The organism is Kitasatospora sp. NBC_01539, from assembly GCF_045040525.1.
Classification (GTDB): Bacteria; Actinomycetota; Actinomycetes; order Streptomycetales; family Streptomycetaceae; genus Kitasatospora.
Map to the genome: position 1 here is coordinate 1,042,038 of NZ_CP109390.1, position 25,732 is coordinate 1,067,769.

Genomic DNA, 25,732 nt, shown 5'->3' on the forward strand with positions numbered 1-25,732 from the left:
CACCGGCCGAAAGGCCCTCCTGACACAGGGGCCTCCGCCGGTCAGGCGTAGTGGCGGTAGACGGCCCGGGCCACACAGGCCGGCTTGTCGCCGCCCTCGACCTCGACGGTGAAGGTGAGAGGCATCTGCACGCCGTTGCCCCCGACCTCCTCCACGCTGCCGACGGCGCCGTGCAGCCGGATCTTCGCGCCGACCGGCACGGCGCTGGGGAAACGGACCTTCTCCAGACCGTAGTTGACGCTCATGGAGATGCCGGTGATGTCGAGCAGCTCGCCGAAGAGCGGGATGACGAGGGACAGGGTGAGGTAGCCGTGGGCGATCGGGCCGCCGAAGGGGCCGCCCTTGGCCCTCTCGGGGTCCGTGTGGATCCACTGGTGATCGTCGGTGGCGTCGGCGAAGGTGTTCACCCGGTCCTGGGTGATCTCGTGCCACTCGGTGCGGCCGAGGTCGGTGCCGCTGAGGGCCTTGAGTCCGTCGATGCCGTGGGCGGTGGTGGACATGGAGGTTCCTTTCGATGGCGCAGTGACCGCAACGCGGCCTGCGGCAGGGTGGGGCTTATCGGTGCGTGGACGGGGACGCGGCGGCCCCGCGCACGTACAGGTCGCGGACGGCGGGCTTGACGATCTTTCCGGAGGCCGTGCGGGGCAGGGCGTCCGTGACCACCACCGACTTGGGGATCTTGTACTTGGCGAGCCGGCCCTGCAGGTGGCCGAGGATGTCCTGCTCGTCGGCGCGGGTACCGGCCCGGAGGACGACGACGGCGCGGCCGACCTCGCCCCAGACCGGGTCGGGCATCCCGACGACCGCGCACTCCTCGACGGCGGGGTGGGTGAGGATCACGTCCTCGACCTCGGCCGGGTAGACGTTCTCGCCGCCCGAGACGAACATGTCCTTCACCCGGTCGACGATGTAGGCGTAGCCGTCCGCGTCGGTGCGGGCGACGTCGCCGGTGCGCAGCCACTCGCCGTCGGTGAAGGCGGCCCCGGTGTCGTCGGGCCGGCCCCAGTAGCCGGTCATGACGTTGGGGCCCTGGACGAGGACCTCGCCGCGCTCTCCGGGCCCGGCGTCGCTGCCGTCGGGCCGTACGACCCGTGTGTCGGTGAAGAAGTGCGGCACCCCGGCGGAGCCGGCCTTGGCGGAGGTCTGATCCCCGGCGAGGTAGAGGATTCCGGGGGACGCCTCGGTCATGCCGTAGCCCTGGCTGAAGGCGAGGCCGCGGGCGAGGTAGGTGGCGATGGTCCGGGCCGGTACGGGGGCTCCGCCGCAGTTGAGGGTGCGGAGGCTGGAGAGGTCCGTGGTCGTCCAGCCGGGCCGGGCTGCCATCGCGTCGTACATCGTCGGGACGCCGAACATGTAGGTGACGCGCAGGCGTTCGATGGTGCGCAGCGCCAGCCCGGCGTCGAAGGCGCCGAGGAGCACCACCCGGCCGCCCTTGAGGAGGGTGGGCAGGCAGGTCATGTTGAGGCCCGCGGTGTGGAAGAGCGGGGCCACGACCAGGGTCACCTCGTCGCCGGAGAGGTCGGTGTCGACGAGGACGTTGACGCTGTTCCAGACGATGTTCCCGTGGGAGAGCACCGCGCCCTTGGGGCGGCCGGTGGTCCCGGAGGTGTACATGATCATGCACGGGTCCTCCGGGGCGACGGCGACGTCCAGCGGTTCGGCGGCGCCGCCCTCGATCAGCTCCTCGTACCCGAGGGCGCTGTCACCGGGGCCGTCCAGGGCGATCCGGTGCCGGATCCCGGCGTCGTCGGCCGCGGACCGGGCGGCCCCGGCCTGCTCGGGTGCGTGGACGAGGACGGTGCTGCCCGAGTCCGACAGGTTGTACGCCAGTTCCGGCGCGGCGAGGCGGGTGTTGAGCGGGACGAAGACCGCCCCGAGGGTTCCGGCGGCGAACAGGGTCTCCAGGAAGGCCGGATGGTTGGGGCCGAGGTACGCGATCCGGTCGCCCGGCTCGACGCCGAGGGCGCGCAGACCGTGGGCGAGCCGCAGGACGCGCCGGTGCAGGTCGCGGTAGGTCCGGGTGCGGTCCTCGTGGACGACGGCGACCCGGTCGGGCGTCCTGCGGGCCCGGCGGGCCGGCCACGAGCCGATGCCTTGGTTCAGCACGGGGACTCCTTCAGTCCGTGAGCAGGCCGAGCAGTCGGGCGGCGTTCTCCTTGAGGATCTTCGGCCGGACCTCGGGCTTGATGTCGAGCTCCGCGAAGTCGGCCAGCCACCGGTCGGGGGTGATGACCGGGTAGTCGGAGCCGAAGAGGACCTTGTCCTTGAGGAGGGTGTTGGCGTAGCGGACGAGCTGCGGCGGGAAGTACTTCGGCGACCAGCCGGACAGGTCGATGTGGACGTGCGGCTTGTGGGTGGCCACCGCGAGGGCCTCGTCCTGCCAGGGGAAGGACGGGTGGGCCAGGATGATCCGCAGCTCCGGGAAGTCGACGGCGACGTCGTCGACGAGCATCGGGTTCGAGTACTTCAGCCGGATGCCGCCCCCGCCGGGGACGCCGGCGCCGATGCCGGTCTGGCCGGTGTGGAAGAGCGCGGGCACGCCCAGCTCCTCGATGGCCTCGTACAGCGGGTAGGCCAGCCGGTCGTTCGGGGCGAACGCCTGGATGCTCGGGTGGAACTTGAACCCGCGGACGCCGTGCTCCTCCACCAGGCGCCGGGCCTCCCGCACGCCGGCACGTCCCTTGTGCGGGTCGATGCTGGCGAACGGGATCAGCGCGTCGGCGTGGGCGGCGCAGCTCTCCGCGATCTCCTCGTTGGGGATCCGCGGGTGGCCGGTGGCGTGTTCGGCGTCGACGGTGAAGACCACGGCGGCCATGCGGCGCTCGCGGTAGTGGTCGGCCATCTCGTCGATGGTCGGCTGCCGGTGTCCGTGGGCCTTGAAGTACTTCTCGGAGGCCCCGAACAGCTCGGGGCTCAGTGCGCCGTGGCCGTCCTTGGAGATCTCGGCGTGGGTGTGCACGTCGATGGCGGTCAGCCGGTCGAGGTCGAGTGCGAGGTCGGCCATGTCAGGCCTCCGGGGCCTTGGGTGCGGGGATGCCGTAGGTCTCGGGCTCGGCGCCGACGCCGTCGCGCCACCGGGCGGCGATGGCCTCGGCGGTCCAGCCGCCGTCGGCGAGGGCGACGGCCTTCTCCCGGGGGTGGGCCCACAGGGCGAGGCGGTCGCCGCCGATGCCGATGGCCTGGCCGGTGACGTCCCCGGAGTCGTCGGAGGCGAGGAAGGTGATCAGGGCGGCGACGTCCTCGACGGTGCCGAGGCCCTCCTCCTTGCGCAGCCAGTCGGGCAGCGGGTCTCCGGTGCGCTCGGCCTCCTCGATGACCGGGGCGAAGGCCGGGATGGTCCTGGTCATCTCGGTGGCGGCGACCGGGACGACGGCGTTGACGGTGATGCCGGCCCGGGAGAGCTCCAGGGCCCAGGTGCGGGCCATGGCGACGATGCCGGCCTTGGCGGCGGCGTAGTTGGTCTGGCCGAAGTTGCCGCGCTGGCCGGCCGGCGAGGAGATGAGGACGAGCCGTCCGCCGGTGCCCTGTTCGCGCATGCGGATCGCGGCGGCGCGGGCGCAGGTGAAGGTGCCGCGCAGGTGGACGCGGACGACGGCGTCGAAGTCGTCGTCGGTCATCTTCCACAGCACGCGGTCGCGCAGGATGCCGGCGTTGGTGACGAGCACGTCCAGGCTGCCGAACTCCTGCACGGCGGTGTCGACCAGCAGCCGGGCGGCGTCGCCGTCGCCGACCGCGGCGACGGCGCCGGTGGCGCGGCCGCCGGCGGAGGTGATCGAGGCGACGGCGGCGTCGACGGCGTCCTGGTCGACGTCGTTGACGACGACGGCGGCGCCGGCGGCGGCGAGGGCTTGTGCGTACGCGAGTCCGAGACCGCGTCCGCTGCCGGTGACGACGGCGACTTTGCCCTGGAGATCCATGAGGGTGCACCTCTCGTGGGTGGGGTGGTGGGTGTGGTGGTGGCCGAGAGCACGGCACGGACCAGGATCGACAGGAATCCTGATGAATAGAGTCTCGCCAATCATCAGGATTCCTGTCAATGGCCTAGGCTTGGCCACGCCGCCGCACCGGCGGCGCCCGACGAAGGGGAACGACGTGAACCGACCCGCGCCGACCGCCACCGCAGGAGGACGGCCGTGAGCACCTCGCTGCTGTACCTGGTCAAGAGGACGGAACTGGCGGTGCGTGCACGACTCGACGAGCTGCTCAGGCCCGTCGGCATCACGGCGCTGCAGTACACCGCACTGACGGTGCTGGAACAGCACGACGGCATCTCCGCCGCCCAGCTGGCCCGCGACTCCTTCGTCACGGCCCAGTCCATGGCGGACATGATCCGCACGCTGGAGGGCCGCGGCCTGATCCGCCGCGAGCCGAACCCCGGCAACCGTCGCGAGCGCCTCGTCCTGCTCGCCGAGCCGGGCCGGCAACTGCTCGCCGCGTACGCCGGACCGGCCCGGGAGCTGGAGGAACGCATGGTCGCCGGACTCACCACCGAGGAGGTCGACCGCTTCAGGGAGGCGCTGAACGGGGCGTGGCGCTCGCTGTCCTGAGCCCGGACGCGGAGCACGCCGCCGGCGGCCCGGCCGTCGGCCACCGGCGGCGGCACGTCACGCGAGCGCGTACATCCGGATGACGACCGCGTCGTCGCCGTCCGGCCGGGCGAGGCCGACGAAGACCGTCTCCGCGAGCCAGCGGTGGGCCGGCGCGTCCGTGCGGAAGACCGGGGACGTCCGGTAGTAGTGGCCGGCCTCGGAGACCCGGAGGTCCCCGTCGAACTGGTCGGGGCTTTCGGCCCTGGGCGCGTAGTAGCCGCGGTTGACGATGTCGATCACGGCGCCGTCCTCCGCGCGGAGCAGGTAGCGCGCGTCGAGCTGGCAGACCGTCCCGCGGGTGCTGCTCCAGTCGCCCCCGCCGGGCAGCACCTCCCCGCGCAGCAGGGGTCCGTCGACGGTGCCACCGGTAATGGGGGTGAACTCGGTGACCTCGCCGTCACCGTGGCCGACGTGCAGCGTCCCGGCCACCTCGGCTCGGATCTCGAAGGCGAAGCGCAGGGCCGGAGTGAAGGACATGAGGGTTCTCCAATGCCTCGGAAGGGACCGCCGCGCGCACCGCGGGGCGGCCTGAAGGGAGCGGGGGGCCGGCGCAACCGCACCGGCGACCACCTCGCACCTCGCTCTTGACTCACCAGCTCACCAGATGCGAGCGTGACATGCAACAGCGTTATATGACGTTAGTTTACGACGTCTCGTCGTCCTGGCGCTCACCCCCATCACGAGCGCCCTCCCCCTCACTCCTCTCGACAGGAGCACAGCCATGGCTGCGAAGAAGTCGGTGCTGACGGTGCTCACGGGCATCAGCCTGCTGGCCGTCACCGCCTGCACCACCTCGTCGAACGGAGGCGACGCCGCGCCCCGGACCGAACGCCTCACCACCACGACGACCCCCGGCGACGCCGACCTCGACCGGGTGACCTGGGCACTGCCCTACGGCGAACCCACCACCCTGGACCCCGCGAAGATCGGCGACTACTCGCCCCAGACCGTCGAGGCGAACCTCTGCGACACCCTGACCCGGATGAACGCGGACTTCTCCCTGAGCCCCGGGCTGGCCCGGAAGGTCGGCTGGACCGACGACCACACCCTCGTCCTCGACCTCCGCCCCGACGTGACGTTCTGGGACGGCTCCCCCATGACCCCCCAGGACGTCGTCTACAGCCTGGAGCGCCAGCGCGACCCCAGGACGCAGGCGCTCTACGGGAACTACCTCGCCGCCGTCACGTCGATCACCGCCACCGGGCCGAACCAGGTGACGCTGACCACCAGGACGTACGACCAGACGCTCCCCAAGGCGCTCTCCACGTCGTTCGGCGCCGTGAACCAGAAGGCGTACACCGAGAAGGCGGGCGCGGCCTACGGCACGGCCAAGGGCGGCCTCATGTGCACGGGCCCGTTCACACTCGGCTCCTGGGAGTCGGGTAGCGGCATCACCCTCGAACGCAACACCTCCTACTGGGACGCCGCGCTGAAGCCCAAGGCGCACCAGGTCCAGTTCCGGTTCCTCACCAACAGCAACACGCTGACCAGCGCACTCCTCTCCGGCGAGGTGGACGGCACCTACGAGCTGCCGCCCAGCAGCGCCACCGCACTGGCCAGGGCGGGCTCCGGTGCGATCCACCTCGGCCCCTCGACGCAGAACGTGCTGCTCATCCCCACGAACGCGGCGTCCCCCGCCGCCGACCGCCGGCGCCTCGACGCCCTGTCGCAGATCATCGACCGCGACGCGCTGATCAGGAACGTCTTCGGCGGCGACGCCACCCCCCTGAAGTCGCTCGTCCCCCCGCCGGTCTGGAGCGGGGACAAGGCCGCCGACCGGTTCGACGCGGCCTACGCGGCGCTGCCCGCCGTTTCGAAGCCCGACCCCGCACGGGCGAAGGACCTCGTCCGGCAGGCCGGCCCGCTCTCCCGCCCCCTGACGGCCGCCATTCCGGCCGGCGACCAGCGGTCCCTCCAGGCCATGACCTTCATCCAGGCGGCGGCCGGGAAGATCGGCATCGACATCGAGATCAAGCAGCTCCAGCCCACCGAGATGTCGTCCCTCTTCTACGACCCCTCCGTCCGCAAGAACCTCGACCTCGTGCTGACCTTCGGCTACGTCACCATGCCGGACCCCGCCTCGTACGTCGCCGAGATGGTCACCCCCCGCGGCATCTTCAACTGGACCGGCTACGACGACGCCGAGGTGACCCGGCTCCTCGACCGGGCCCGCACCGCCTCCGACCCCTCCGCCTCCGCCACCGCGTACGCCCAGGCCCAGGCCCTCTTCACCCCCACCGCCCCCGCGGTCTACCTGGCCACCACGCACGAGCGGATGTTCATGAACAAGCGCCTCAGCGGCGCGCCGACCTCCTTCGCCTACATGGGCATGCCGTGGGCCGCCGCCCTCGGCGGCACCGGCAAGTGACCCGCCCGCCGACCGACCCCGTGTGAACGTCGCGCCCCCGGCGGTCCCGAGGACCGCCGGGGGCGCGACGCGTCGGCTTCCGCCGCAGGCGCGGACCGCACCCCCCCACGCACCGCACCCCCCACGCACCGAGACCCAGGAGTCGTCCCGATGTCCATGTTCGAACGCGTCCTGCACGAACCACCTCGATCCGGCCCCGGCGGCCATCCCGCCCGTGAGCTCCTGCGTCTCACCTCGCGCCGCCTGCGACGACGGCTGCTGGCGGTCAACGCCGCCGTCGGCCTCGCGGTGTCCCTGCTCGCCTCCACGGCGGGCAGCCGGCTCGCGACCCCGCTGCCGGGCGGGTACACCCTCGGAATGCTGCTCCTCAGCCTCCAGGCGGCCACCGTGCCGGCCTCCGCGCTCTGGTACGACCGCGCCTGCCGCACCCGCTGCGACCCGCACGCCGACGCGCTGGCGAGAGCCGCGTACGGTCACGGCACCGGCCGGGTCCGGCCGTGACCACCCCGACCCTCCTCGCCGGCGGTGACTCCGCCCTGGTCACTCCGCTGACCACCTTCCTCGTCGTCATCTGCCTCTGCTTCCTGCTCTGCCTGATCGCCGGCGTGGGCAACGACACCACCGCCGACTTCTACACCGCGGAGCGCTCCCTGCCCGCGCTGCGCAACTCCCTCGCGCTGTGCGGCGACTACATTCCCGCGACCGCCCTGCTCAGCCCGATCGGCACGGTCGCCCTCACCGGGTACGACGGCATGGCGACCGCCGCCAGCGCAAGCGCGTCCATGGTCCTCCTGCTCGTCCTGGCCGAACCGCTGCGCAACACCGGACGCTTCACCCTCGGCTCGGTCCTGGCCACCCGCACGACCGGGCGGGCGGCCCGGATCGCGGGCGCGGTGACGACGGTGGCGGTGTGCGTACCGCTGACCGTCGTCCAGCTCACGGTCGCCGGCGAGGCCATCGCGTACCTCCTCGGCACGCGGACGCCCGGGGCCGCCCTGGTCTGCACGGTGCTGAGCGGCCTGCTGGTCATCACCTTCGCGGCGTTCGGCGGCATGCGCGGCACCAGCATGATCCAGACCGGCAAGGCGCTGCTCGTCTTCGGCGTCGTCGTCGCAGCGGCCCTCGCCTCCGCCGGCACGCTGGACTGGGACCCCGGTGCGCTGATGGAACGCGCCGCGATCGGATCGGGCGGCGCCGCCGTCTTCCACGCCCCCGGCCTGCTCTTCGGCACCACCGCGACGGGCTCACTGGAACGGTTCTCGCTCTGCCTCACCGTGTCCCTCGGCTCCGCCGTGGTGCCGCCCCTCCTCATGCGCGTCGGCGCGTCCGTGGACGGCCGCGCCGCGCGCCGCGCCTCGGGCTACGCGGCCGTCATGGTCGGCCTCTTCTACAGCACGGTCGTCCTGCTCGGCCTGGCCGCCGCCGCGATCGTGGGGGTGCACGCGATCGCCACGGACGACCCGCAGGGCAATTCGGCGCTGCTCCTGCTCACCGACGCCCTCGATCAGGGGACCGGCGGCCGGATCCTGTTCACGGCCGTCGCCTGTGCCGTCTTCGTGACCGCCCTCGCCTCGGTGGCCGGGCTCGCCCTCGCCGGCGCCGCGGCCCTGTCCCACGACGTCCACGCCGGGGCCCTGCGCCGCGGGAGGGCCACCGACAAGCAGGAACTCACCGTGGCCCAGTGGGCCATCGTCGCGCTGGGGGCGGTCGCCGTGCTCCTGGCCGTCCTGCTGCGCGGATGGAGCGTCCTCTTCCTGGCGTCGTTCGCCGCCGCCGCCGCGGCGTCGGTGATCCTGCCGGCCCTGGTCTACACGCTCTTCTGGCCCGGCTTCTCCCGGCTGGGGATGCTGTGGACCCTCTACGGCTCGCTGGCCTGCTGCGTCCTGCTGCAGGTCTTCGGGCCGACCGTCTCGGGGCAGCCGTACTCGCTCCTCCCGGGCGTCGACTTCCACTGGTTCCCGCTGCAGAACATCGCCGTGGCGACCGTGCCCCTCGGCTTCCTCCTCGGCTGGGCCGGCAGCCGCCTCCGGCCGCCCACGCCGGCCGAGCGCGCCGCGGACACCGAGGCCGTGACCGTGGCGCTGATCGGCACCGCGTAGCCGGCGCGCGGCCCGAGCACCCCGCGCCGGCTCCGCCCCTCAGCGCTGCCCGCCCACCGCGGCCGGGCAGCGCTTCCGTGGCCCCCGGGGTGGCCGCCGCAGGGCCGCCTCCCGCCGGTCCGCGCCGCGGCCCGGACCCGGCGCCCGCCCGACCGCCCGACCGCACCAACGCCCGACCGCACCAACGCCGAGGACGTCCGCCCCGGAGCCGGGGCGGACGTCCTCGTGGTCCGGTCGTCGTACCGGACCTCAGGCGGCGGCCGGGCCACCCCTCCTCCGCGGCTTCCAGCCCGGCTTCGGGATGGAGGCGATGAGGCGCTGCGTGTACGGGTCCTGCGGGTCGTCGAGGACGGCGGCGACCGGACCGCGTTCGACGACCCGGCCCGCCTGCATCACCAGGACGTCGTCGCTGACGTGCCGAACGGCTCCGAGGTCGTGGGTGATGAACAGCAGCGCCGTCCCGGTCTCCGCCCGGATGCGCGCCAGCAGGCCCAGGATCTGCGCCTGGATGGACACGTCCAGGGCCGCGATCGCCTCGTCGAGGATCAGCACCTGCGGCTCGGCCGCCAGCGCCCGGGCTATCGCCGCGCGCTGGCGCTGTCCGCCCGACAGCGCCCTGGGCAGGGCGCGCGCCTGACGGTCGTCCAGGCCGACCATGTCCAGCAGCTCGGCCACCCGGGCCCGGAGGCCGTCGGCGGGGAGCCGCCGGTGCAGCCGGACGGCCTCGGCGACGGCGTCGCCGACGCGCTGCCGCCGGTCGAGGGAGGAGTACGGATCCTGGAAGACCATCTGGATCTGCCGGCCCCGGGCCCGCCGCTCCCGCGAGCCCGGCCGACCCGGCCGGCGCTCCCGGCCGGCGACGGCGACGTGTCCGCCGGTGGGGATCTCCAGCCCGGCGACCATGCGGGCGGTGGTGGTCTTGCCCGAGCCGGATTCGCCGACGATCGCCAGCGAGCCCCGCTCCGGAAGCGAGAAGGCCACGTCGTCGACGGCGACGAAGTCGCCGTACTCCTTGCGCAGGTTGCGGACGTCAAGCATGGCTGCCTGCCTCCTCGGGCGAGACCGTGTGCGGGAAGTGGCAGGACGCCGTGCCGTCGCCGGCCGGGGTCGGGCGTGGCCGGTCGCTGCGGCAGAGATCCTGGACGCGGGGACACCGGTCGCCGAACGCGCATCCGCCGGGCGCCTCGAAGCCGGAGAGCGGTCTGCCGTCGATGGCGCGCAGCACGGCGCCGGCGTCGTCGACCGAGGGGCGGGAGGCGAGCAGGGCCCGGGTGTAGGGGTGTGCGGCGCGGCCGCGCAACCGGTCGGCGGGGAGGTTCTCCACGGTGGTGCCCGCGTACATGACGGCGACCCGGTCGCACACGGCGGCCGCCAGTTCGAGGTCGTGGGTGATGAACAGCATGGCGAGTCCGTGGGCTTCGCGGGCCTCGGAGATGATGGCCATCACCTCCTCCTGGGTGGTGACGTCGAGTGCCGTGGTCGGCTCGTCGGCGAGCAGCAGACGCGGTTCGGCGGCGAGCGCGGCGGCGATCATGACGCGTTGGAGCAGGCCCCCGGAGAGTTCGTGGGGGCGTTGGCGCATGCGCCGTTCGGCGTCCGCGATGCCGACCTCCCGCAGGATCCGGGTGACCCTGGCGACCGCTTCGGCGGCCGGGACGCGGCGACCGGCGGTCAGGCCCTCGATCAGGAAGTCGCCGATGCTGCGCGCCGGGTTGACGTGCGCTCTCGGGTCCTGGAAGACCATGGCCACGTCGGACGCACGGAACTCGCGCAGGCGTTCGGGTGTCATCAAGGGGACGGACTCCCCCGCGAACAGCAGGTCGCCGTGGATCCGGGCCGCCCCGGGCAGCAGGCGCATGACGGACCGGGCGGTCAGGGACTTGCCCGATCCCGATTCGCCGACCAGCGCGAGGGCCGTTCCCTCGGGGATGCTCAGGTCGGCACGGTGGACGACGGTCCGGACGGCGCCGTCGAGCAGCAGGTCGATCCTGAGCGCTCTGATCTCGAGCAGGGGTGCGGGGCTCATGCGTTCTCTCCGAGCAGGCGGCGCGACAGTCCTGTGCCGAGCAGGTTGAACGCGACGACGACGACGAGGATGGCGAGGCCGGCGTAGAGCGACTGCTGCGGCTGGCCGGCGAGGATCGAGGGTGCCCCGTTGGACACCATCAGCCCCCATTCCGGGGCCGGGGGCTGACTGCCGAGGCCGAGGAAGGAGATCGCGGCGACGTCGAGCAGCGCGTAGCCGAAGCCGATGGTGGCCTGGACGAGGACGAGGGGCAGCAGGTTCGGCAGCAGGTGCCGCAGCCAGATGCGGGCGGTCGGGGCGCCGAGGAGCTGGAGTGCCGACACGTACGGCAGGTGGCGTTCCCTGAGGGCGGCGGACCGCACGACGCGGGTGATGAGGGGCAGGTAGGCGATCGACAGGGCGGCGATCGGCGCGGTGAGCCCGGCGCCGAAGACGGCGGCGGCGAGGACGGCCATGATCAGCCCGGGGAAGCCGAACACGATGTCCAGGGCCCCGGAGACGACCCGGTCGAGCCATCCGCCGGACCAGGCGGCGGCCAGCGCGAGGAGGGTGCCGAGCGACGTCGAGACGACGACCACCACCGTGGGGGCGGCGAGGCTGGCCCGGGTGCCGCTGATCAGGCGTGACAGGAGGTCGCGGCCGGTGTCGTCCGTCCCGAGGAGGTGGGCGGCGGACGGCCCCGCGTTGACGCCGAAGGGGTCGACGGCGTTCGGGTCGTGCGGGGCGATCAGCGGGCCGAACACGGCCAGCAGGACGAACAGGACGACCACGCAGCCGGCGCCGGTCGTCAGACGGTCGCGCGGGACGACGGCCCTCGGCTCGGCGGCGGTACGGGTGGACAGGGCGGCGGTCATCCGGACCCCTTCTGTGCGGCTCGGGGGTCGAGCGCGGCGCCGGCCAGGTCGACGGCGGTGTTGAGGACGACGAACACGACCACGAAGATCAGCGAGACGGCCTGGACCACGGCCATGTCCTGCTTCGACGCGGCCTCGATCATGAGGGCTCCCAGCCCTCCGGTCCCGAACGCCTGCTCGGCGACGGCGGCGGTGGCGATGAGACCGGCGACGGCGACCCCGGAGACGGCGAACACGGGGCCGGAGGCGTTGTGGAGGACGTGCCTCCTGATCACCGTCCACTCGGGGATCCCGCGGCTGCGCGCGGTCTCCACGTGCTCCGCGCGCATCTCCGCGCGGACGGCGGTGCGGGTCACCTGGGCCACGTAGCCGATCCAGGTCATCGCCAGCGCGACGGCCGGCAGCGTCAGGTGGGAGAGGGTGCCGGTGAAGCCGTCGCCCGAGCCGTACACGGGGAACCACGGGAGCCGGACGGCGAACAGCCAGATGAGCAGGACGGCCAGGACGAAGGTCGGCACCGCCATCGCCCCCGCCGTGACGGTGGTGGCCAGCGTCTCCGTCCGGCCGCCGCGCAGCGCGGCGACGGTGCCGATGACGATGCCCGCGGCCAGGACGAGCACGGAGGCGTAGCCGACCAGGGCGAGGGTGTCGCCGACGCGGGCGCCGACGAGGTCGGCGACGGAGTCGCGGTAGACGAGGGACGTGCCGAAGTCGCCGCGCAGGCAGCCGCTCAGCCAGTGCCAGTAGCCCTGGAGGAACGGGTCGTCGAGGTGGTACTCGCGGTGGATCTGCGCCAGCACTGCGGGGTCGGGGTTGCGGCTGCCGCCGACGAGGAGGGTGGCGGGGTCGCCGGGGGTGAGGAACATGGCGCCGTGGATGGCCAGGCTGGAGACGAGCACGGTCACGACGAGCATGCCCAGGCGGGTGGCGACGTACCGGAGCGTCATCGGGGACCGCCTCCCGGACCGCCGCGCGGTGCGCTCCGGCGGCGGGGCGCCGGCGTGTGGGGGACGACTCGCAGAGGGGGCATGGGCCCTCCAAGGGCAGGGGCTATTCGCCGCTTTCGGGCAGGACGGTCAGGCGCAGACGGGAGGGGTGGGCGGGGCCGGTGCGGAGCTTCTGCCGGCTCGCCTTGGGGGTCGTCGTGAGCCACGGGTTCTCCGGCGTACCGGAGTTGGGGAGGTGGTTCGGGAAGTCGCTGGAGGCGACCATCAGCGCGAGGCGGTGGCCGGGGCGCACCCGGTACCCGGTGTGGCCCAGGGCGATCCCGACCTCGCCGGGCCGGTCGGCCTGGGCGCAGCCGCGCACGATCAGCCGTGCCGTGCCGTCCGGTGCGAGGTCGAGGAGGCGGACGAACACGTCGAAGGTGGGGGCCGTGCTCTCCACGTGCAGCACGGCGTGGACGGGACCGGCGAGGTCGAGGGGGGTGTCCGCGGCGGCGGTGGTGAAGGCGAGGACGTCGTCCCGGTCGAGGGTGCGGCGTTCGTCGGCGTGGTCGCGCAGCTGCAGGAAGGTGTCGGCGGCGGCGGACGGTACGAGGTCGTCCGGGTCGTAGCGCCAGTCCACCGCCTCCGTCGCGCGGGGGGGACGGGCGGTGAGCGTGCCGCCGGGGGCGGGGCCGGTCGCGGCGTCCGGGTCGGCGAGGTGCAGTTCGGTCTCCACCGCCTCCGGCAGCGGCCAGGTGGCCGCGGTGCGCCAGCCGACGTGGCCGAGCTTCCACCGGACACGGGGAAGCGTTTCGGGCCGGGCGGTGCCCTTGAGGAAGACGTCGAAGAAGTCGGCGGCCGGGCCGGTGTAGGCGTCGATCATGCGGTCGAGGGCGGCGTCGTGGACCAGGTGGTCGTCCTCCGGCGGTACCGGGGCGTTCTCCAGGAAGTAGTTCTCGTGGTCGATCGTGTCGGCGACGAGGTACTGCACGGCCGACCATCCGGGGCGCCGGGCGAGTTCGGTGTAGTCGCGCATGTGGGCGATGCCGAGGTTGTCGAACCAGCCCACGCAGTGCAGCACCGGCACGGGCCGGGCGTCGTAGGGGTGCGGGCCGTTGTAGGGGGCCAGGGGGATGCCCGCGGCGATGAGGTCGAAGCCGGCCGAGCGCTTGCCGATCGCGGCGAACGCCTCCTCGTAGGCCGCGGCGATCGGGCGGGTGCCGAGGTCGACGTCGAACTCGTGGATGTCGTTGTCGATCCAGACCTGCGCCTGGTAGGTGGCGCCCTCCAGCCACAGCGGCTGCGGACCGGATCCGGTGTCGTAGCTGGCGATGCCGGGGCCGTTGCTGGTGCAGGTCACCCGGGGGACGATGGCGCGGAGGGCGGGGTGCTCGCTGGAGACGGCCGACCACTGGGTGAACCCGTAGTACGAGTCGCCGAACATGCCGACGATCCCGTTGGACCAGGGCTGGTGGGTGATCCATTCGATGGTGTCGTACCCGTCGTCCACCTCGCCGGTCCAGCCGAGGGTCCGGCCCTGGGAGCGGAACTTGCCGCGGACGTCCTGGACGACCACGGCGTAGCCGCGGGCGGTGAACCGCTCCGCGATCCGGTCGAAGAAGACGTAGCGGCTGTTCTTGTCGTAGGGCAGGCGGGCCAGGACGGTCGGCACCGGCACCGGTTCGGGCCGGCGGGCGGCGTACACGTCGGTGGCCAGCAGCACTCCGTCGCGCATGCGCACCATGTGCTGCTGGGCGTGCGGTGGGACGGGCTGCGGGGTGACGCGCTGGACGGCAAGGCTCATGCGGCCCTCCATGGGAGCGAATCGCTTGAAAAACACTGTGATACAACAGCGTTGCATTACGTACGGACCAGCGTCAACCCCCGTTCGGGCGGCGGGGTTCACGCCGGCGACGCCTGGAGCCCGCACGCCACCGCAAAGGATCCGCGGAGGTCGGGGGGACGCACGGCCGCGACCCGGCCGTCCACCCGGACGAGCGCGAGCGCACGGGTGGAGCCGTCCGCCTCCCGGCGGAGGAGGAACCGCTCGGACAGTGCGGACACCATCGGCAGACCCCTCCCCCTGAGCCCCTCCAGGTCACCCACCGCACCGGCCCCGGGAACATCGGGGAGCGACCGGGAGGCCCCGCTGTCGACGACCTCGATCTCCAGGCGGTCGCCGCAGCGATGGAGGCGCACGACCATCTCACTCCCTCCGTGCTCCGCCGCGTTGGCCACCAACTCGGCGAGGACGACGATCGCGTCGTCGGCCGGCACGCCCCACACCGCCAGCAGCCGGGTGCAGCGGGAGCGCGCGAGGCGCGCGGCCCGGGGGGTCGCGGGGAGGCGGAGGACCGCGGCCCGGCACTCTCCGGCACGGCGGTGGCAGCGGGTTCGGACAGGCGCGGCGGTGCGGGGCGGGCAGAACATCGGAATTCTCCTCCCGGGTCGTCGACCGCCGGGCCGCACGACAGGTCGCGGCGCCGACGGAGGACACGGGTCGGTGGTTCGGATGGCGCTTCACGGGCCGGCCGGCATCCGGCGCGGCGCGGCGACGTACGAGGTCACCGCGCCGGACCTCCGGTCACGGCCACGACGCGGCCGGGTCGGAGCCGGCGCGGGATCCATTCGGCAGGCACCTCGCCGGCCCGGCTGGAGGACATTGAGAAAACGTCGTGATATAACAATGTTGCATTTCGCGGTGTTCTGCGTCAACCCCCCTCTGAGCTAGGTTTCCTCCATGCCGATCGACGTCGACGAAGTCCAGCGCCGCAAGGCAATCGCCCGGGCGACCCTCACGGTCGCCGCCCGTGACGGTGCGCGCGCGATCACCATCCGCGCCGTCGCCAAGGAGCTCGGCGGTTCCACGGCCATGGTCACCAACTACGTGCCCACCCGGACGGCCCTGATCCTCAACGCCGTCCGCGCGGCGGAGTCCCAGTGGCGCGCCGACCTGGAGTCCCACGTCGGCGACCGCACCGGCGCGGACCGACTGCGCGCCACCGTGGAGTGGCACCTCAGCACCGAGCCCGACGACCTGCTCCTGCGCACGCTGTGGGTCGAGATGCTCTCCGCCGCGCACGTCGACCCGGCCGGGGTCGACCGTCAGGAACCCCGCGACTCGCGCCAGGAGTTCCTCGACGCCTCCATCGCCGCCGGGGTGCCCGACGCGGCCCTCGCCGCCGACGTGCTGTCGCTCCTGACCCGCGGCTACTACGTCTCCTCGATGGAGGAGCCCGCCTACTGGACGGCCGACCGGGTCGCCCGCGTCGGCAAGGCCGTCGTGGACGCCCTCCTCGCCGACTGAGCCCCGGAGCCTCCGGCGACACTTCCGGGGTGACACTTCCGGCGAACGGCGGCCCCGGTGGTCGCCGGGGCCGGCCACGGCCCGTCCACGCCCCCGGGCCGGCGGGTGGCCGTCCACCACCACGACAGCGCCCTCGCCCGCCGCCTGTTCCGAGCCGCTGACGCCGGGGCCTTCCGCCTCACCTGCCGATCACCTGCCGAGCCGACGGCGAGCAGCCGGGCCCCGCGGGACGGCTGGACGGCTGGACGGGGGTGTCGATGGCGGGCCCGGAGAAGGGCTGCCACAGCGGGCGCCGGTCAGGGGAACCCATGATCACCGGTCTTCCAGGTCCCTGCGGTACCGTCAGATCCACTTCCGGCAGGACTGACCGAGTGTCCTTGGGCAGGTGATCTCGACCGTTTGCCAGGTGAGTGCGACGGTTCCGGGGGCCGCAGGTTTCCGACTCCCGGGGCATGACGAAGCCCCCTGCGCTCCTCCTGCAGCAGCCGGGGGCTTCGCCGCCTCCGGGTCAGGCTTTGACCTCGCGGGTCAGCCCTGACGCCCACGGGCACCAGTGGCCGCCGGGAAGGAAAGGTCCGGCGATCTCATCGAAGTGGTCCTCGGCATACTCCGCCCTGGAGTCGCAGAACTCGCTCCCCACGTCGAAGAAGCTGATGGTGGCCGGGTCGAGGTAGAAGCTGAAGTCCGGGTTGTAGGACGCCTTCTTCTTCACAATCCTGCCCTGGACGTGGGTCTTGAGGGTCTCCTCACCGCTCAGGACCTTGCGGGCGTGGGCGATCAGGGCGTCACTGGTCAGTTCGAAGATGAACTCCTTGCCCTGGCCGGGCGGCGTCTGGAACGCGAAACGAGCGGTTGCCACGGAGGTGCCCTTCATCAAAGTCGACGGGGGTGCCGGGTTCGAGCACACCGGACCATCATGACGCCAAGCATGCAGAAGGTGACGGTAAGTGCCCGGTCGCCGGTGAGCCGGGCGGTCAAACTCACCTGGCAAACGGTCAGGATCTCGCGACAGAGGACCCTGAACTGGTCCATCGGGGTAGTCCTGGCCGTCCGGTTGCCCGGAATGCGGCGGTTCCCGCACCCTTCGGGTGTCAGCGGTCGTTGGCGCGGTGTTTGTGTCGGCCCCGAGTCCGGAGCTTCCGTGCCTGTTCCCGTTGTCCCGTCTGCGCCGGCTGAGCTGCTGGCCGCGCGGGTGCAGGATCCGTATCCCTACTTCGCGTGGCTGCGTCGGTATGCGCCCGTGCACGCGGACCGCAGGGCCGGTCGGCCCACCGTATGGCAGGTCTCCCGATACACCGACGTCCGCGCGTTGCTGACCGATCGCCGGTTGAGCAAGGACCCGGGCCGGGTCCCCGGCTACGTCCCGGGGCCGACCGGGCTGAACCGGCACCTGGTCCACGCCGACCCCCCGGACCACACCCGCCTGCGGACCCTGGTGAACACGGCGTTCGTGCCCCGCCGGATCGCGCAGCTGGAACCCCTCATCACCGATACCGCGAACCGGTTGCTGGACCGGATCGAGCACCACGTCCACGTCGACGTGATCGCGGACTTCGCCGCGCCGCTGACCTTCCGGATGATCTGCGCCATCCTGGGCGTACCCGACGGACTGGACACCCCGGCGACCCGCGCCACCCTCATGGCCACCATCGCCCCGGCAGCAGACCTCGACCCGAGCCGACAGGAACACGACCTGCACGCCCTGCTGGACACGCTCGTCGCCGACAAGCGCAGCGCGAACGAGAGCAGCACGGTGGACCTGCTGGGCGCCCTCGTACGCGCCAGCGACGAGAACGGCGCCATGAGCGAGGAGGAACTCCGCTCCACCGCCTACCTGCTGCTCCTGGTGGGACACGACACCACCATGAACCTCGTCGGCAACGGCACCCTGGCCCTGCTCCACTGTCCCGCCCAGGCCGCCCGGCTCACCGGCCCCGACACCGGTCCCGGGCTGGTCGCCTCCGCGGTCGAGGAACTGCTGCGCTACGACTCCCCGGTGCGGGACGCGACGTTCCGCTGCGCGGCGGAACCGATCGCCCTCCACGGGCAGCAGATCGAGGAAGGCGACATCGTCAGCCTCCTGATCGGCTCCGCCAACCGCGACGAGGCGCACTTCCCCGGCGCGGACCGGCTCGATCTGGGCCGAACACCCAACGACCACCTTGCCTTCGGCTACGGACCCCACTTCTGCATCGGTGCCGCTCTGGCCCGCCTCGAAGGCAGCACCGCGCTGCCCCTGCTGCTGCGACGCCTGGGTCCCGTCCAGCTGGCGAAGCCTGCCGACGAGCTGCCCTGGCGGCCGACCCGGGTGATGCGCGGGCTGGCCGCTCTGCCCGTCGTGCGCAACTGACCACCAGGAGAACCGGATGGACACCCAAGACCCCGTGATGGTGACCGAGCCCCGCCCCGGCGTCCTGCTCATCACCTTGAACCGGCCCCGGGTCCGCAACGCCGTCAACCGCGCCCTGGCCCAAGCCGTGGACACGGCGCTGACCCGTCTGGATGCCGACCCCGCCCTGGACGTCGGCATCCTGACCGGAGCAGACGGCCACTTCTGCTCCGGCATGGACCTCAAGGCGTTCCCCGCCGAAGGCGTCCCGCTCGTCGCCGACCGCGGCCTGGCCGGGCTGACCCGCGCCCGCATCCGCAAACCGCTGATCGCCGCGATCGAGGGCGCGGCGGTGGCCGGCGGCTTCGAACTCGCCCTGTCCTGCGATCTGATCACCGCCGCCGACACCGCGTTCTTCGCCCTGCCCGAGGTCGCCCGCGGGCTGATCGCCGCCGAGGGCGGCGCCATCCGCCTCCCCGGCCGCCTCCCCTACCACCTGGCCATGGAGATGCTCCTGACCGCAGCCCCGCTCCCGGCACCGGACGCAGCCCGCCACGGACTCGTCAACCGGCTCACCCCCGAAGGCGGGGCCCTCGACGCGGCCCTCACCCTGGCGGGCCGCGTCCAAGCCCACTCCCGCGACGCCGTCCACCTCACGAAGCAGATCGTCCAGAACACCCGCGGCCTCGACGACCACGCCGCCTACACCGTCCAGGACCCCTTCAGCACCCCCGTCTTCACCACCGTCGACGCCACCGAAGGCGCCCACGCGTTCACCGAGAAACGCCTACCGGCCTGGCACGGATAGGCGCGCGGAGCGGCCTGGCCGTGCGTGGCGGATCACCCGGAACCGGTGCCGCCCAGATCCGTCGCCGACGGACCGGGTCAACTGAGGCGACGCCTCGCTTCGACGCCCGCGGGACCGGTTCGGCGGGGCGGCGGGGCGGGTCAACCGCGTCAGCCCAGGTAGTAGCCCTGGACGGCAGCGACGACATCGACGCTGCCGAAGGCGTTGTAGATCTCGATGGAGCCGTCGGCCCCGACGGGCACCAGAGCCAGGACCGGGCGGACGGTGCCCTTGTCGAGGTTGAGGTTGGAGACGCCCGGACGGGCCGTACCCGCCGGGTAGGCGGCCAGCCAGGTGCCGTTGGTCGGTTCGACGCCGGTCAGGTTGACCAGCACGGACCTCGCGCCGACCGGGACGCCGTGGGTGCCCGCCACCCTGACGACGAGCTTCGAGCCGCCCACGAGTCGGGCCTTGGCGGCGCCGGTACCGTTGCGGGTGTCCAGGACCTGGGTCGGCACGGTCGGCTGGACGAAGCCCGCACCGACGGCGTTGTCGCCGGCCGTGGTGGTGTAGTAACCCTCGACGTCGGCCACCAGGTCGACGCTTCCCGCGAAGCTGCCGGCGGCGACCTGGACGACGTCCCCGGTCCGCGCCGCGTCCAGCGCCGCGACGGCCTCCGCCGAGCTCCCCCACGGGCACCGTGCGGGTCCGAAGATCCGTGCGTGACGGCGGCACCGCCCGGACGGTGCCGCCGCAAAGACCGGCCCATGCCTCAGCACTCGGCCCCTTGTCGGTTGCCGAAGTACGGCCAGCATCGAGACGGGATGACCCGGAGAGGACGGTCACCACACCGCCGGGCTCGCGCGGACCATCTTGATCCAAGCCGGTTATTGGAGCTGGCTCTACGACACCGTGCCGAGAACCGTCCGACGGCATGCCATGGCCGCGCCCGGCCCGCGAGCGGGTCCGGGACGCGCCTTCGCCCGGCTGAAGGCACGGAAGATCTTCCGCAAGGCCCGATGCTCGACCAACCACATCAGCCGCCTGATCACCGCAGTCCACACCCTCATGACCTGAGAAAACCCAGACTGAATGCGGTTCGCTGTCAGTGGTGGGCGTGGACGACGGCGTGGCCCTTTCCGCGGCCGATCATCCACTTGTTGACAGGGGTGGTGAGCAGGAAGGCGACGGCGAACCCGCCCAGCAGGCTCGACCAGAAGAGCCCGTCGGAAAGCTGGGCGTCCATCGCGCCGGGCACCAGGGCGATGATCCCGTTGTCGACGAGCTCCATGACGGCGATGGAGACGGTGTCCGCGGCCAGCGCCACCTTGATCGCACTCGCCCAGTCCAGGCCTGCCCGGCGGACGGCGTAGAGGGTGAAGGAATAGCCGAAGAGGAAGGCCAGCGCGATGGCCAGGATCATGGTCTGCACGTTGTTCCAGGTCAGCGCGGTTCCGATGATCATGCCAAGGATCTCGCCGATGGCGCATCCGGTGAGGCAGTGCAGGGCCGCCTTCGCGGCGGTTGCCCACGAGGCTCCAGCTGGAGCGGTCGCGCCGCCCTCGCGGTGCATCGAGTGGTCGTGAGTTGCCTTGGCCTGGTGAGCGGCGTGGTCCACGGTCGGTCATCCCCATTCCCGTCCAGCGTGCCCCCTCCAGGTATGGCACATCAAAATCATATACCCCTAGGGGGTATCCAGCCGGCAGTGGCGGTCAGTGGTGGTGGCCGGGACTGCCGTGCGGCGGAACGGTTGGCGTGGCGCGGGCGGTGGCCGGCGCAGCGGGGGTGCCGGGAGCGGTCGAGGGGCCGGGGGCCGGTGCCGTCTGCTGGCCGGTGGCGGGCGCGGTGGGCGTGCTGCCGGTGTCCTCGTGGTCGTGAGCCGCCCCTTCGTCCTCCTGTTCCTGGTGGCCGTCCTCGGTGGTGCCGTGGTGGTGGCCGCCGGCGGGAACGGACATGCCGGCGGCCACCTGCCGCAGGCCCACGTACCCGCCGGCGGCGATGAGGAGGATGGTCAGGCCGACCGGGCCGAGGATGCGGCGCCAGGGCTTTCGGGCCTCCTTGAGGGTGTAGGCGAGGAAGGAGAGCAGCAAGCCTGCGGGAATGAGGGCGGCGGCGCGGTCGGGGAAGTCCTCGAAGTGCTGCATTCCGCCGCTGAGCATGCCGATGCCGAAGGACAGAGCAAGGGAGGTGCCGAGCACGGTGGTCAGGCGTGCTGTGGTGGGTCGGCCTTGCTGGAGTTCGGTGGCGAGGGCGGCGGTGAGGAAGAGGGCGGCGCCGGCGGCGGCGATGAGGTTGTAGCGGGCGGGGTCGAGTGGGTGGTGGACGATCGCGCCGCTGAGCAGGCCGGCGCCGACGAAGTAGCCGACATAGCCGAGGTAGCGGCCCAGCAGCGAAGGCTCGCGCCGGGCTCGGCGCGAGTGGCGGGCCCGTGCCCGGCCGTCCGGTCGGGGCGCGGTCGGTGGGGCGTCCTGGTCGGTGACGTCGGGAGTGGCGGTGCTCATGGGCAGACCTCTGGTGTGCGCAGGTACGGGTGGGTGCCCGGCGCGCTGCGCGCGGCGGGCGGGGGCGGCTGCGCATCACGGTGCGGGTCGCAGCGTCCGGGAACGGAGGACGGCGGCAGTGTGCCTGCGGCTTGGCCGGGCAGGCGGGCCGTGGTGCGCGGGTACGCCTAGACCCGTAGGACCTGGCTTCGTGCCGGGTCGAGGATGTGGGCCGGATCTGCCTCGGCGGGCGCGGGGCGGTGGCCGCACGTGCTCGCCGTGGGCAGCACGGTGTCCGTGACCGGGGCAGGGGCGTGGAGGGACGGGGGCTGCGGGACGTGACCGGTCCGGCAGTTGTGCGTGCCGTGGTCGTGCCCGGGGCCGTCGTCGTGCCCGGGGGGCTGAGCTGTTGTCGGCGCCGGCTTCCCGGTGGCGGGGTGAGTGGTGTGGCCGTGCTCCGCGCGACCGGGGCCTTCGTGATCGGTTGGGCCGGGCTGGAGTGCGGTCGTATGGGCTGCCGTGGGGTGCGCGGCGGGGTGCTGGCTGTCCAGTGCGTGGGACAACAGGACGGCCATCGCGGCCAGGAGGACCAGCAGGAGCGGGAGCCGTTCCCGTGCGCGTGCGATGGCCGGCAAGGCGGCAACCTGTCGCAGGCGCGGGGAGGGATCTGGCACGCACGCGATCCTAGCTGAGCCGTGCGTGGCCCCTGGGCCGCCTTCGGCGGCGCTCTCCCTCCCCAGGGGGAAGCCCGGGACCGACGCCCTGGCGATTTCCCGGGTCATCGATCCGGCGGACCGAACGTGCTGAGGGTGTCCGGAAACCCAGGCCTTCCCGGTGAGAACCGGCCGGGTGCCGGTGCGGTCGTGCTACGTGCCGGGCCCCGGGGGGCGCAGCCGGTGGGCTGCGCCCCCCCCGGGTGCCGGGGTCAGGCGACCTTGAGGGTCAGGGCGGCGGTGTGGAGCTGTCCGGCGGTCTGGAACTGCAGGAACAGCCGCCAGTTGCCGGACTGGGCGAACTCGGCGTGGAAGGACAGGTCGGGTCCGCCGTGGTCGCCGTTCGCAGTGGTCTCCGGGTGGAGGTGGGCGAAGGCCATGTCGCCCTCGTGGAAGGCGGTGAGGTGGGCGTAGGTGTCGAGGTAGGGCTGGAGGTCGGTGACCGGCTTGCCGTCCTTGGCGATGCCGACGGTCATGCCGTGGGCCATGCCCGCCACGAGGTCGCCGGTGACGGTGACGGTGTAGCCGTCGGCCTGCGCGGTGGCCGAGGCCGGGGGCAGAGCGGCGCCGGTGGTGGCGCCGGCCACGGTCACGGTGCGGGAGAGGACCAGGGCGTTGCGCTTGCCGTCGCCGCCGCTGGGGGTGAAGGAGGCGTAGGTACGCCAGGTGCCGGGGGTCAGCGCGGCCAGGGGGGCGCTCCAGGTGCCGTCGGCGGCCATGGTCGGGTGCAGGTGCTGGAAGCCGGTCAGGTCGGATCGGATGGCGTAGAAGTGCATCTGCTTGGTCTGGTCGACGGCGAAGTCGGTGACCGCCCTGCCGTCGGGGCCGGTGATGGCGAACCGGTGGTCGGCCGCCGAGCCGGCGGGCACGGTGGCGTCCCGGGCGGTAAGGCGGTAGCCGGCCTGGCTGTCGGACAGGCCGTTGCCGCCTTCCGTCCCGGGCATCTCGTGGCCCATTCCCGGCATCGAGTGCGACGCCTCGGCAGACGCGGTGGCCGAAGTGGCTCCGCCATGGTTCATGCCGGCCATGTCGTGGCCCACGCCGGATGATCCGCACGCGGTCAGGGCCGCCCCGAGGGCCGCTGCGGTGGCGGCGGCGGTCAGGATACGACGCAGCGAGGTACGCGAAGAAGAAGGCATCTCAGGTCTTTCAGTGGGCGCGTAGGGCGCGCGGAGCGCTCAGGACACGGATCCCGCCCCGCAGTGGGCCGGGGGCGGGCGGGTCCTGTCACGTCCGGGAGATACACACCTGTGTGAGAACGGCGCGGCCGGCCCGCGGCGGACCGCGCCGTCGCGGGAATCCCCGGCCCGCCGGGGCCCGCAGGACGGCCCGGCCGACCAGGACATCCAGACCGAGGACGGCGAGCAGCGTAGGCGGCGTCGGGGTCGAACGGCCGTGGGCCGGGGTGGAGACGCACAGTTCGCCGCCTGCCATGCCGACGAAGCCCGGCCGGGCCGCCACGTCGTCGGCGGTGTCCGCCGCCGCTTGGGCAGCGACGCCGCCCTCCGTGTGGTCCAGGCGGCCGGCATGGGCCATCGCGGCCGGAGCCGGCTCGCCCGCCGTGCGCTCCGCTGCGGTGCCGTGGCAGCCTGCGGCGGAGGAAGGGGCTCCGTGCATGAGGAACAGGCCCAGCAGCAGCGCACACACCGACAGCAGCAGGCCCGCAGGCCGTCGCTCGCCAGTGGCCGTGTTCACCGCGGTACTCCCATTTCCCTCATTGGCCGGCGGCACCCGACCGAGACCGCCGCGGCACGACCATACCCCCACCAGGTATCAGACGCACGCAGCCGCCACCGAGAGCGTCCTCGGGGCGGATACCCGCGGCATCGGGACGCGGACGGGCCTGTGGCCAGGGCGAGGGCAGCAGGCGGCGGGCAGGCGTGAGCCGGCCGTGGCGGGGAGTGCCCTCGGGCTTGAGCACCGACAGTGCCGACGAACACCTCGCCTGCTGCGTCACCGAAGCCATCAGCCGAGGCGGCGACGACGACGCCCAGGCCAAGGTCGCCGAAGCCTCCGCCGCCATCGCCCGCCTGATGCGGTCCTGACCGCAAGGCAGCCGGCCCAGGCAGGGCGGGATGCTCCCCGCGGACGGACGCCGATGCCGCCGGGCGGCATCAGGGGCGCACGGCTCCCACATAAGGCATGTACTCGATGGGGGTGATCTCGACGTTCTTGCCGGTGCGCGGGGCGTGGATCATCTTGCCGCCACCGATGTAGATCCCGACGTGGTGCAGATCCGAGTAGAAGAACACCAGGTCGCCTGGTTGCAGGTTCGCCTTCGACACCCGCTGGCCGGCGTTCCACTGGTCCTGGGACACCCGGGGCAGGGACACCCCGCCGGCCCGCCAGGCGGCCCCCGTCAGACCTGAGCAGTCGAAGGTGCTCGGGCCGGTGGCACCCCACTCGTAGGGCTTGCCGAGCTGCGCATAGGCGAACTTCAAAGCAGCCGCAGCCGCGCCGGTCGCCGGGCCGTTGTAGGTCTCACGCGCCGAGGAGCGCGAGGATCGACCCGTGCCGTCCTGCGCATTGACCTTCGCCTGGTCGGCGGCCGACAGCTTCGCCAGCAGCGCACTCGCCTCGCCGAGCTTGGCCTGCACCTGCTTCTTCTCCGCCGCCAGCGCCTTCTCGGCCGCATCCAGGCCCGCCAGGGCCGCCGTCGCCTCACTGCGCTTCTGATCCAGGCGCCGCTGCTGAGACTGCATCAGGCGCAGCAGGTCGCTTTGGGAGCTGGCGGCGAAGTCCTGGGCGGAGGCGCGCGACAGGTAGCTGTCGGGGTCGGCGGACAGCATGAGGGCGATGGTGGGATCGACGTTCCCGGTGCGGTACTGGTCGGCGGCCACCGCCGACAGGCGCTCCTTGAGGCCGCTCATCTTCTCCTGTGCGGCTACGACCTGGTCCTGCAGCTGCGCGGCCTCCTTGCGCAGGCGCTCGCTGCTCTCCTTGAACTTGTTGTACTTCTCCGTGGAGGCCTCGGCCTCCTCGTTGAGGCCGTCGACCTGCGCCTTGACGGTGGCCAGGTCCGGCTTCGGCTCGGCGTGCGCCCCGCCTGCGGAAGCGAACAGGGCGGATCCCGCAGCGGCCGTGGTCACGATCGCTATGCGCGCGCGGCTGGGCGGGGCGGGCTTGCGTCGGTTCCCCATCGGTGCGGTCACTTCCTCGCTGTCGTGCACCCGGTCCGCGGCGCGGGCAGGTTGCTACAGTGCGGCGGCAACCGCCACCCACATGTCCGCTAAGTAACTTAGTAGACAGGGGTG

General features: G+C 72.7%; 26 protein-coding genes. 8 read left to right on the plus strand and 18 right to left on the minus strand.

Annotation, left to right across the window (positions count from 1 at the left end):
• Positions 1–41 precede the first annotated feature (41 nt).
• From OG335_RS04505 to OG335_RS04520, 4 genes are read right to left on the minus strand one after another with little or no spacing between them, the layout of a single operon-like run.
• On the minus strand, positions 42–500 hold the full coding sequence (locus OG335_RS04505) for a MaoC family dehydratase (protein WP_405009674.1): 459 nt from the start codon (positions 498–500) through the stop codon (positions 42–44).
• A gap of 55 nt (positions 501–555) precedes the next feature.
• Positions 556–2,106, minus strand: coding sequence for an acyl-CoA synthetase (locus OG335_RS04510; RefSeq protein WP_405009675.1), 1,551 nt, complete (start codon positions 2,104–2,106; stop codon positions 556–558).
• A 10-nt stretch (positions 2,107–2,116) separates the two neighbouring features.
• On the minus strand, positions 2,117–3,004 hold the full coding sequence (locus OG335_RS04515; protein ID WP_405009676.1) for an amidohydrolase family protein: 888 nt from the start codon (positions 3,002–3,004) through the stop codon (positions 2,117–2,119).
• A 1-nt stretch (position 3,005) separates the two neighbouring features.
• The gene (locus tag OG335_RS04520; protein WP_405009677.1) at positions 3,006–3,917 is read right to left on the minus strand and encodes an SDR family oxidoreductase; all 912 of its coding nucleotides are present in this window, start codon (positions 3,915–3,917) and stop codon (positions 3,006–3,008) included.
• 216 nt (positions 3,918–4,133) lie between these two features.
• Between OG335_RS04520 and OG335_RS04525 the strand changes: the two genes are divergently transcribed.
• Complete coding sequence (locus OG335_RS04525; RefSeq protein WP_405009678.1) at positions 4,134–4,547, plus strand: MarR family winged helix-turn-helix transcriptional regulator; 414 nt, start codon at positions 4,134–4,136, stop codon at positions 4,545–4,547.
• Positions 4,548–4,604: 57 nt separating this feature from the next.
• Here the strand turns inward: OG335_RS04525 and OG335_RS04530 are convergent, their stop codons facing one another.
• Positions 4,605–5,066: a DUF3237 domain-containing protein gene (locus OG335_RS04530; protein WP_405009679.1), complete on the minus strand. Its 462-nt coding sequence runs from the start codon at positions 5,064–5,066 to the stop codon at positions 4,605–4,607.
• A gap of 244 nt (positions 5,067–5,310) precedes the next feature.
• Here OG335_RS04530 and OG335_RS04535 point away from each other — a divergent pair, with 244 nt between their 5' ends.
• From OG335_RS04535 to OG335_RS04545, 3 genes are all read left to right on the plus strand, one after another.
• Positions 5,311–6,957, plus strand: coding sequence for an ABC transporter substrate-binding protein (locus OG335_RS04535; RefSeq protein ID WP_405009680.1), 1,647 nt, complete (start codon positions 5,311–5,313; stop codon positions 6,955–6,957).
• Positions 6,958–7,107: 150 nt separating this feature from the next.
• Positions 7,108–7,458, plus strand: a complete 351-nt coding sequence (locus tag OG335_RS04540) for a hypothetical protein (RefSeq protein WP_405009681.1) — start codon at positions 7,108–7,110, stop codon at positions 7,456–7,458.
• Entirely contained in the window at positions 7,455–9,056 is a 1,602-nt protein-coding gene (locus OG335_RS04545) for a sodium:solute symporter family transporter (protein ID WP_405009682.1), read from the plus strand. Before OG335_RS04540 ends, OG335_RS04545 begins: the two co-directional genes overlap by 4 nt.
• 249 nt (positions 9,057–9,305) lie before the next feature.
• Here OG335_RS04545 and OG335_RS04550 read toward each other — a convergent pair whose 3' ends face one another.
• The 6 genes from OG335_RS04550 to OG335_RS04575 all read right to left on the minus strand — a co-directional run bounded on the left by OG335_RS04550 (position 9,306) and on the right by OG335_RS04575 (position 15,292).
• Positions 9,306–10,094 carry an ABC transporter ATP-binding protein gene (locus OG335_RS04550; protein ID WP_405009683.1) on the minus strand — a complete coding sequence of 263 codons (789 nt, stop codon included), beginning with the start codon at positions 10,092–10,094 and terminating at the stop codon, positions 9,306–9,308.
• Positions 10,087–11,082: an ABC transporter ATP-binding protein gene (locus tag OG335_RS04555; protein ID WP_405009684.1), complete on the minus strand. Its 996-nt coding sequence runs from the start codon at positions 11,080–11,082 to the stop codon at positions 10,087–10,089. The genes OG335_RS04550 and OG335_RS04555 overlap by 8 nt, the downstream gene beginning before the upstream one ends.
• Positions 11,079–11,936, minus strand: a complete 858-nt coding sequence (locus tag OG335_RS04560; RefSeq protein WP_405009685.1) for an ABC transporter permease — start codon at positions 11,934–11,936, stop codon at positions 11,079–11,081. The genes OG335_RS04555 and OG335_RS04560 overlap by 4 nt, the downstream gene beginning before the upstream one ends.
• Positions 11,933–12,883, minus strand: a complete 951-nt coding sequence (locus OG335_RS04565; RefSeq protein ID WP_405009686.1) for an ABC transporter permease — start codon at positions 12,881–12,883, stop codon at positions 11,933–11,935. Before OG335_RS04565 ends, OG335_RS04560 begins: the two co-directional genes overlap by 4 nt.
• Before the next feature lie 103 nt (positions 12,884–12,986).
• Positions 12,987–14,666 carry a CocE/NonD family hydrolase gene (locus OG335_RS04570; RefSeq protein WP_405009687.1) on the minus strand — a complete coding sequence of 560 codons (1,680 nt, stop codon included), beginning with the start codon at positions 14,664–14,666 and terminating at the stop codon, positions 12,987–12,989.
• 98 nt (positions 14,667–14,764) lie between these two features.
• The gene (locus OG335_RS04575; RefSeq protein ID WP_405009688.1) at positions 14,765–15,292 is read right to left on the minus strand and encodes an ATP-binding protein; all 528 of its coding nucleotides are present in this window, start codon (positions 15,290–15,292) and stop codon (positions 14,765–14,767) included.
• A gap of 310 nt (positions 15,293–15,602) precedes the next feature.
• Here OG335_RS04575 and OG335_RS04580 point away from each other — a divergent pair, with 310 nt between their 5' ends.
• A complete protein-coding gene (locus OG335_RS04580) occupies positions 15,603–16,169 on the plus strand; it encodes a TetR/AcrR family transcriptional regulator (protein ID WP_405009689.1) in 567 nt (188 codons plus the stop codon).
• Between the two features lie 508 nt (positions 16,170–16,677).
• On the opposite strand, the gene OG335_RS04585 is transcribed toward OG335_RS04580, so the two are convergent.
• On the minus strand, positions 16,678–17,028 hold the full coding sequence (locus OG335_RS04585) for a calmodulin (RefSeq protein WP_405009690.1): 351 nt from the start codon (positions 17,026–17,028) through the stop codon (positions 16,678–16,680).
• Positions 17,029–17,496: 468 nt separating this feature from the next.
• On the opposite strand from OG335_RS04585, the gene OG335_RS04590 reads away from it, so the two are divergent.
• Positions 17,497–18,519: a cytochrome P450 gene (locus OG335_RS04590; protein WP_405009691.1), complete on the plus strand. Its 1,023-nt coding sequence runs from the start codon at positions 17,497–17,499 to the stop codon at positions 18,517–18,519.
• Positions 18,520–18,535: 16 nt separating this feature from the next.
• A complete protein-coding gene (locus OG335_RS04595) occupies positions 18,536–19,306 on the plus strand; it encodes a crotonase/enoyl-CoA hydratase family protein (RefSeq protein ID WP_405009692.1) in 771 nt (256 codons plus the stop codon).
• 149 nt (positions 19,307–19,455) lie between these two features.
• Here the strand turns inward: OG335_RS04595 and OG335_RS04600 are convergent, their stop codons facing one another.
• From OG335_RS04600 to OG335_RS04620, 5 genes are all read right to left on the minus strand, one after another.
• Positions 19,456–19,878: a hypothetical protein gene (locus OG335_RS04600; RefSeq protein ID WP_405009693.1), complete on the minus strand. Its 423-nt coding sequence runs from the start codon at positions 19,876–19,878 to the stop codon at positions 19,456–19,458.
• A 512-nt stretch (positions 19,879–20,390) separates the two neighbouring features.
• Positions 20,391–20,858, minus strand: a complete 468-nt coding sequence (locus tag OG335_RS04605; RefSeq protein ID WP_405015306.1) for a DUF4396 domain-containing protein — start codon at positions 20,856–20,858, stop codon at positions 20,391–20,393.
• A 139-nt stretch (positions 20,859–20,997) separates the two neighbouring features.
• Positions 20,998–21,786, minus strand: coding sequence for a hypothetical protein (locus OG335_RS04610; protein WP_405009694.1), 789 nt, complete (start codon positions 21,784–21,786; stop codon positions 20,998–21,000).
• A gap of 904 nt (positions 21,787–22,690) precedes the next feature.
• Positions 22,691–23,617 carry a hypothetical protein gene (locus tag OG335_RS04615; RefSeq protein ID WP_405009695.1) on the minus strand — a complete coding sequence of 309 codons (927 nt, stop codon included), beginning with the start codon at positions 23,615–23,617 and terminating at the stop codon, positions 22,691–22,693.
• Between the two features lie 88 nt (positions 23,618–23,705).
• Positions 23,706–24,173, minus strand: coding sequence for a hypothetical protein (locus OG335_RS04620; protein WP_405009696.1), 468 nt, complete (start codon positions 24,171–24,173; stop codon positions 23,706–23,708).
• Positions 24,174–24,391: 218 nt separating this feature from the next.
• Here OG335_RS04620 and OG335_RS04625 point away from each other — a divergent pair, with 218 nt between their 5' ends.
• Positions 24,392–24,523 carry a hypothetical protein gene (locus tag OG335_RS04625; protein WP_405009697.1) on the plus strand — a complete coding sequence of 44 codons (132 nt, stop codon included), beginning with the start codon at positions 24,392–24,394 and terminating at the stop codon, positions 24,521–24,523.
• Between the two features lie 69 nt (positions 24,524–24,592).
• Here OG335_RS04625 and OG335_RS04630 read toward each other — a convergent pair whose 3' ends face one another.
• A complete protein-coding gene (locus OG335_RS04630; RefSeq protein WP_405009698.1) occupies positions 24,593–25,648 on the minus strand; it encodes an NlpC/P60 family protein in 1,056 nt (351 codons plus the stop codon).
• Positions 25,649–25,732: the final 84 nt, after the last annotated feature.

What these genes read in the sequence shown, in the direction of transcription:
- OG335_RS04505 (WP_405009674.1), bottom strand. Translation starts at nt 500, where the DNA reads ATGTCCACCACCGCCCACGGCATCGACGGACTCAAGGCCCTCAGCGGC.
- OG335_RS04515 (WP_405009676.1), bottom strand. Translation starts at nt 3,004, where the DNA reads ATGGCCGACCTCGCACTCGACCTCGACCGGCTGACCGCCATCGACGTG.
- OG335_RS04520 (WP_405009677.1), bottom strand. Translation starts at nt 3,917, where the DNA reads ATGGATCTCCAGGGCAAAGTCGCCGTCGTCACCGGCAGCGGACGCGGT.
- OG335_RS04530 (WP_405009679.1), bottom strand. Translation starts at nt 5,066, where the DNA reads ATGTCCTTCACTCCGGCCCTGCGCTTCGCCTTCGAGATCCGAGCCGAG.
- OG335_RS04535 (WP_405009680.1), top strand. Translation starts at nt 5,311, where the DNA reads ATGGCTGCGAAGAAGTCGGTGCTGACGGTGCTCACGGGCATCAGCCTG.
- OG335_RS04540 (WP_405009681.1), top strand. Translation starts at nt 7,108, where the DNA reads ATGTCCATGTTCGAACGCGTCCTGCACGAACCACCTCGATCCGGCCCC.
- OG335_RS04550 (WP_405009683.1), bottom strand. Translation starts at nt 10,094, where the DNA reads ATGCTTGACGTCCGCAACCTGCGCAAGGAGTACGGCGACTTCGTCGCC.
- OG335_RS04555 (WP_405009684.1), bottom strand. Translation starts at nt 11,082, where the DNA reads ATGAGCCCCGCACCCCTGCTCGAGATCAGAGCGCTCAGGATCGACCTG.
- OG335_RS04560 (WP_405009685.1), bottom strand. Translation starts at nt 11,936, where the DNA reads ATGACCGCCGCCCTGTCCACCCGTACCGCCGCCGAGCCGAGGGCCGTC.
- OG335_RS04565 (WP_405009686.1), bottom strand. Translation starts at nt 12,883, where the DNA reads ATGACGCTCCGGTACGTCGCCACCCGCCTGGGCATGCTCGTCGTGACC.
- OG335_RS04570 (WP_405009687.1), bottom strand. Translation starts at nt 14,666, where the DNA reads ATGAGCCTTGCCGTCCAGCGCGTCACCCCGCAGCCCGTCCCACCGCAC.
- OG335_RS04575 (WP_405009688.1), bottom strand. Translation starts at nt 15,292, where the DNA reads ATGTTCTGCCCGCCCCGCACCGCCGCGCCTGTCCGAACCCGCTGCCAC.
- OG335_RS04580 (WP_405009689.1), top strand. Translation starts at nt 15,603, where the DNA reads ATGCCGATCGACGTCGACGAAGTCCAGCGCCGCAAGGCAATCGCCCGG.
- OG335_RS04595 (WP_405009692.1), top strand. Translation starts at nt 18,536, where the DNA reads ATGGACACCCAAGACCCCGTGATGGTGACCGAGCCCCGCCCCGGCGTC.
- OG335_RS04605 (WP_405015306.1), bottom strand. Translation starts at nt 20,858, where the DNA reads ATGCACCGCGAGGGCGGCGCGACCGCTCCAGCTGGAGCCTCGTGGGCA.
- OG335_RS04610 (WP_405009694.1), bottom strand. Translation starts at nt 21,786, where the DNA reads ATGAGCACCGCCACTCCCGACGTCACCGACCAGGACGCCCCACCGACC.
- OG335_RS04615 (WP_405009695.1), bottom strand. Translation starts at nt 23,617, where the DNA reads ATGCCTTCTTCTTCGCGTACCTCGCTGCGTCGTATCCTGACCGCCGCC.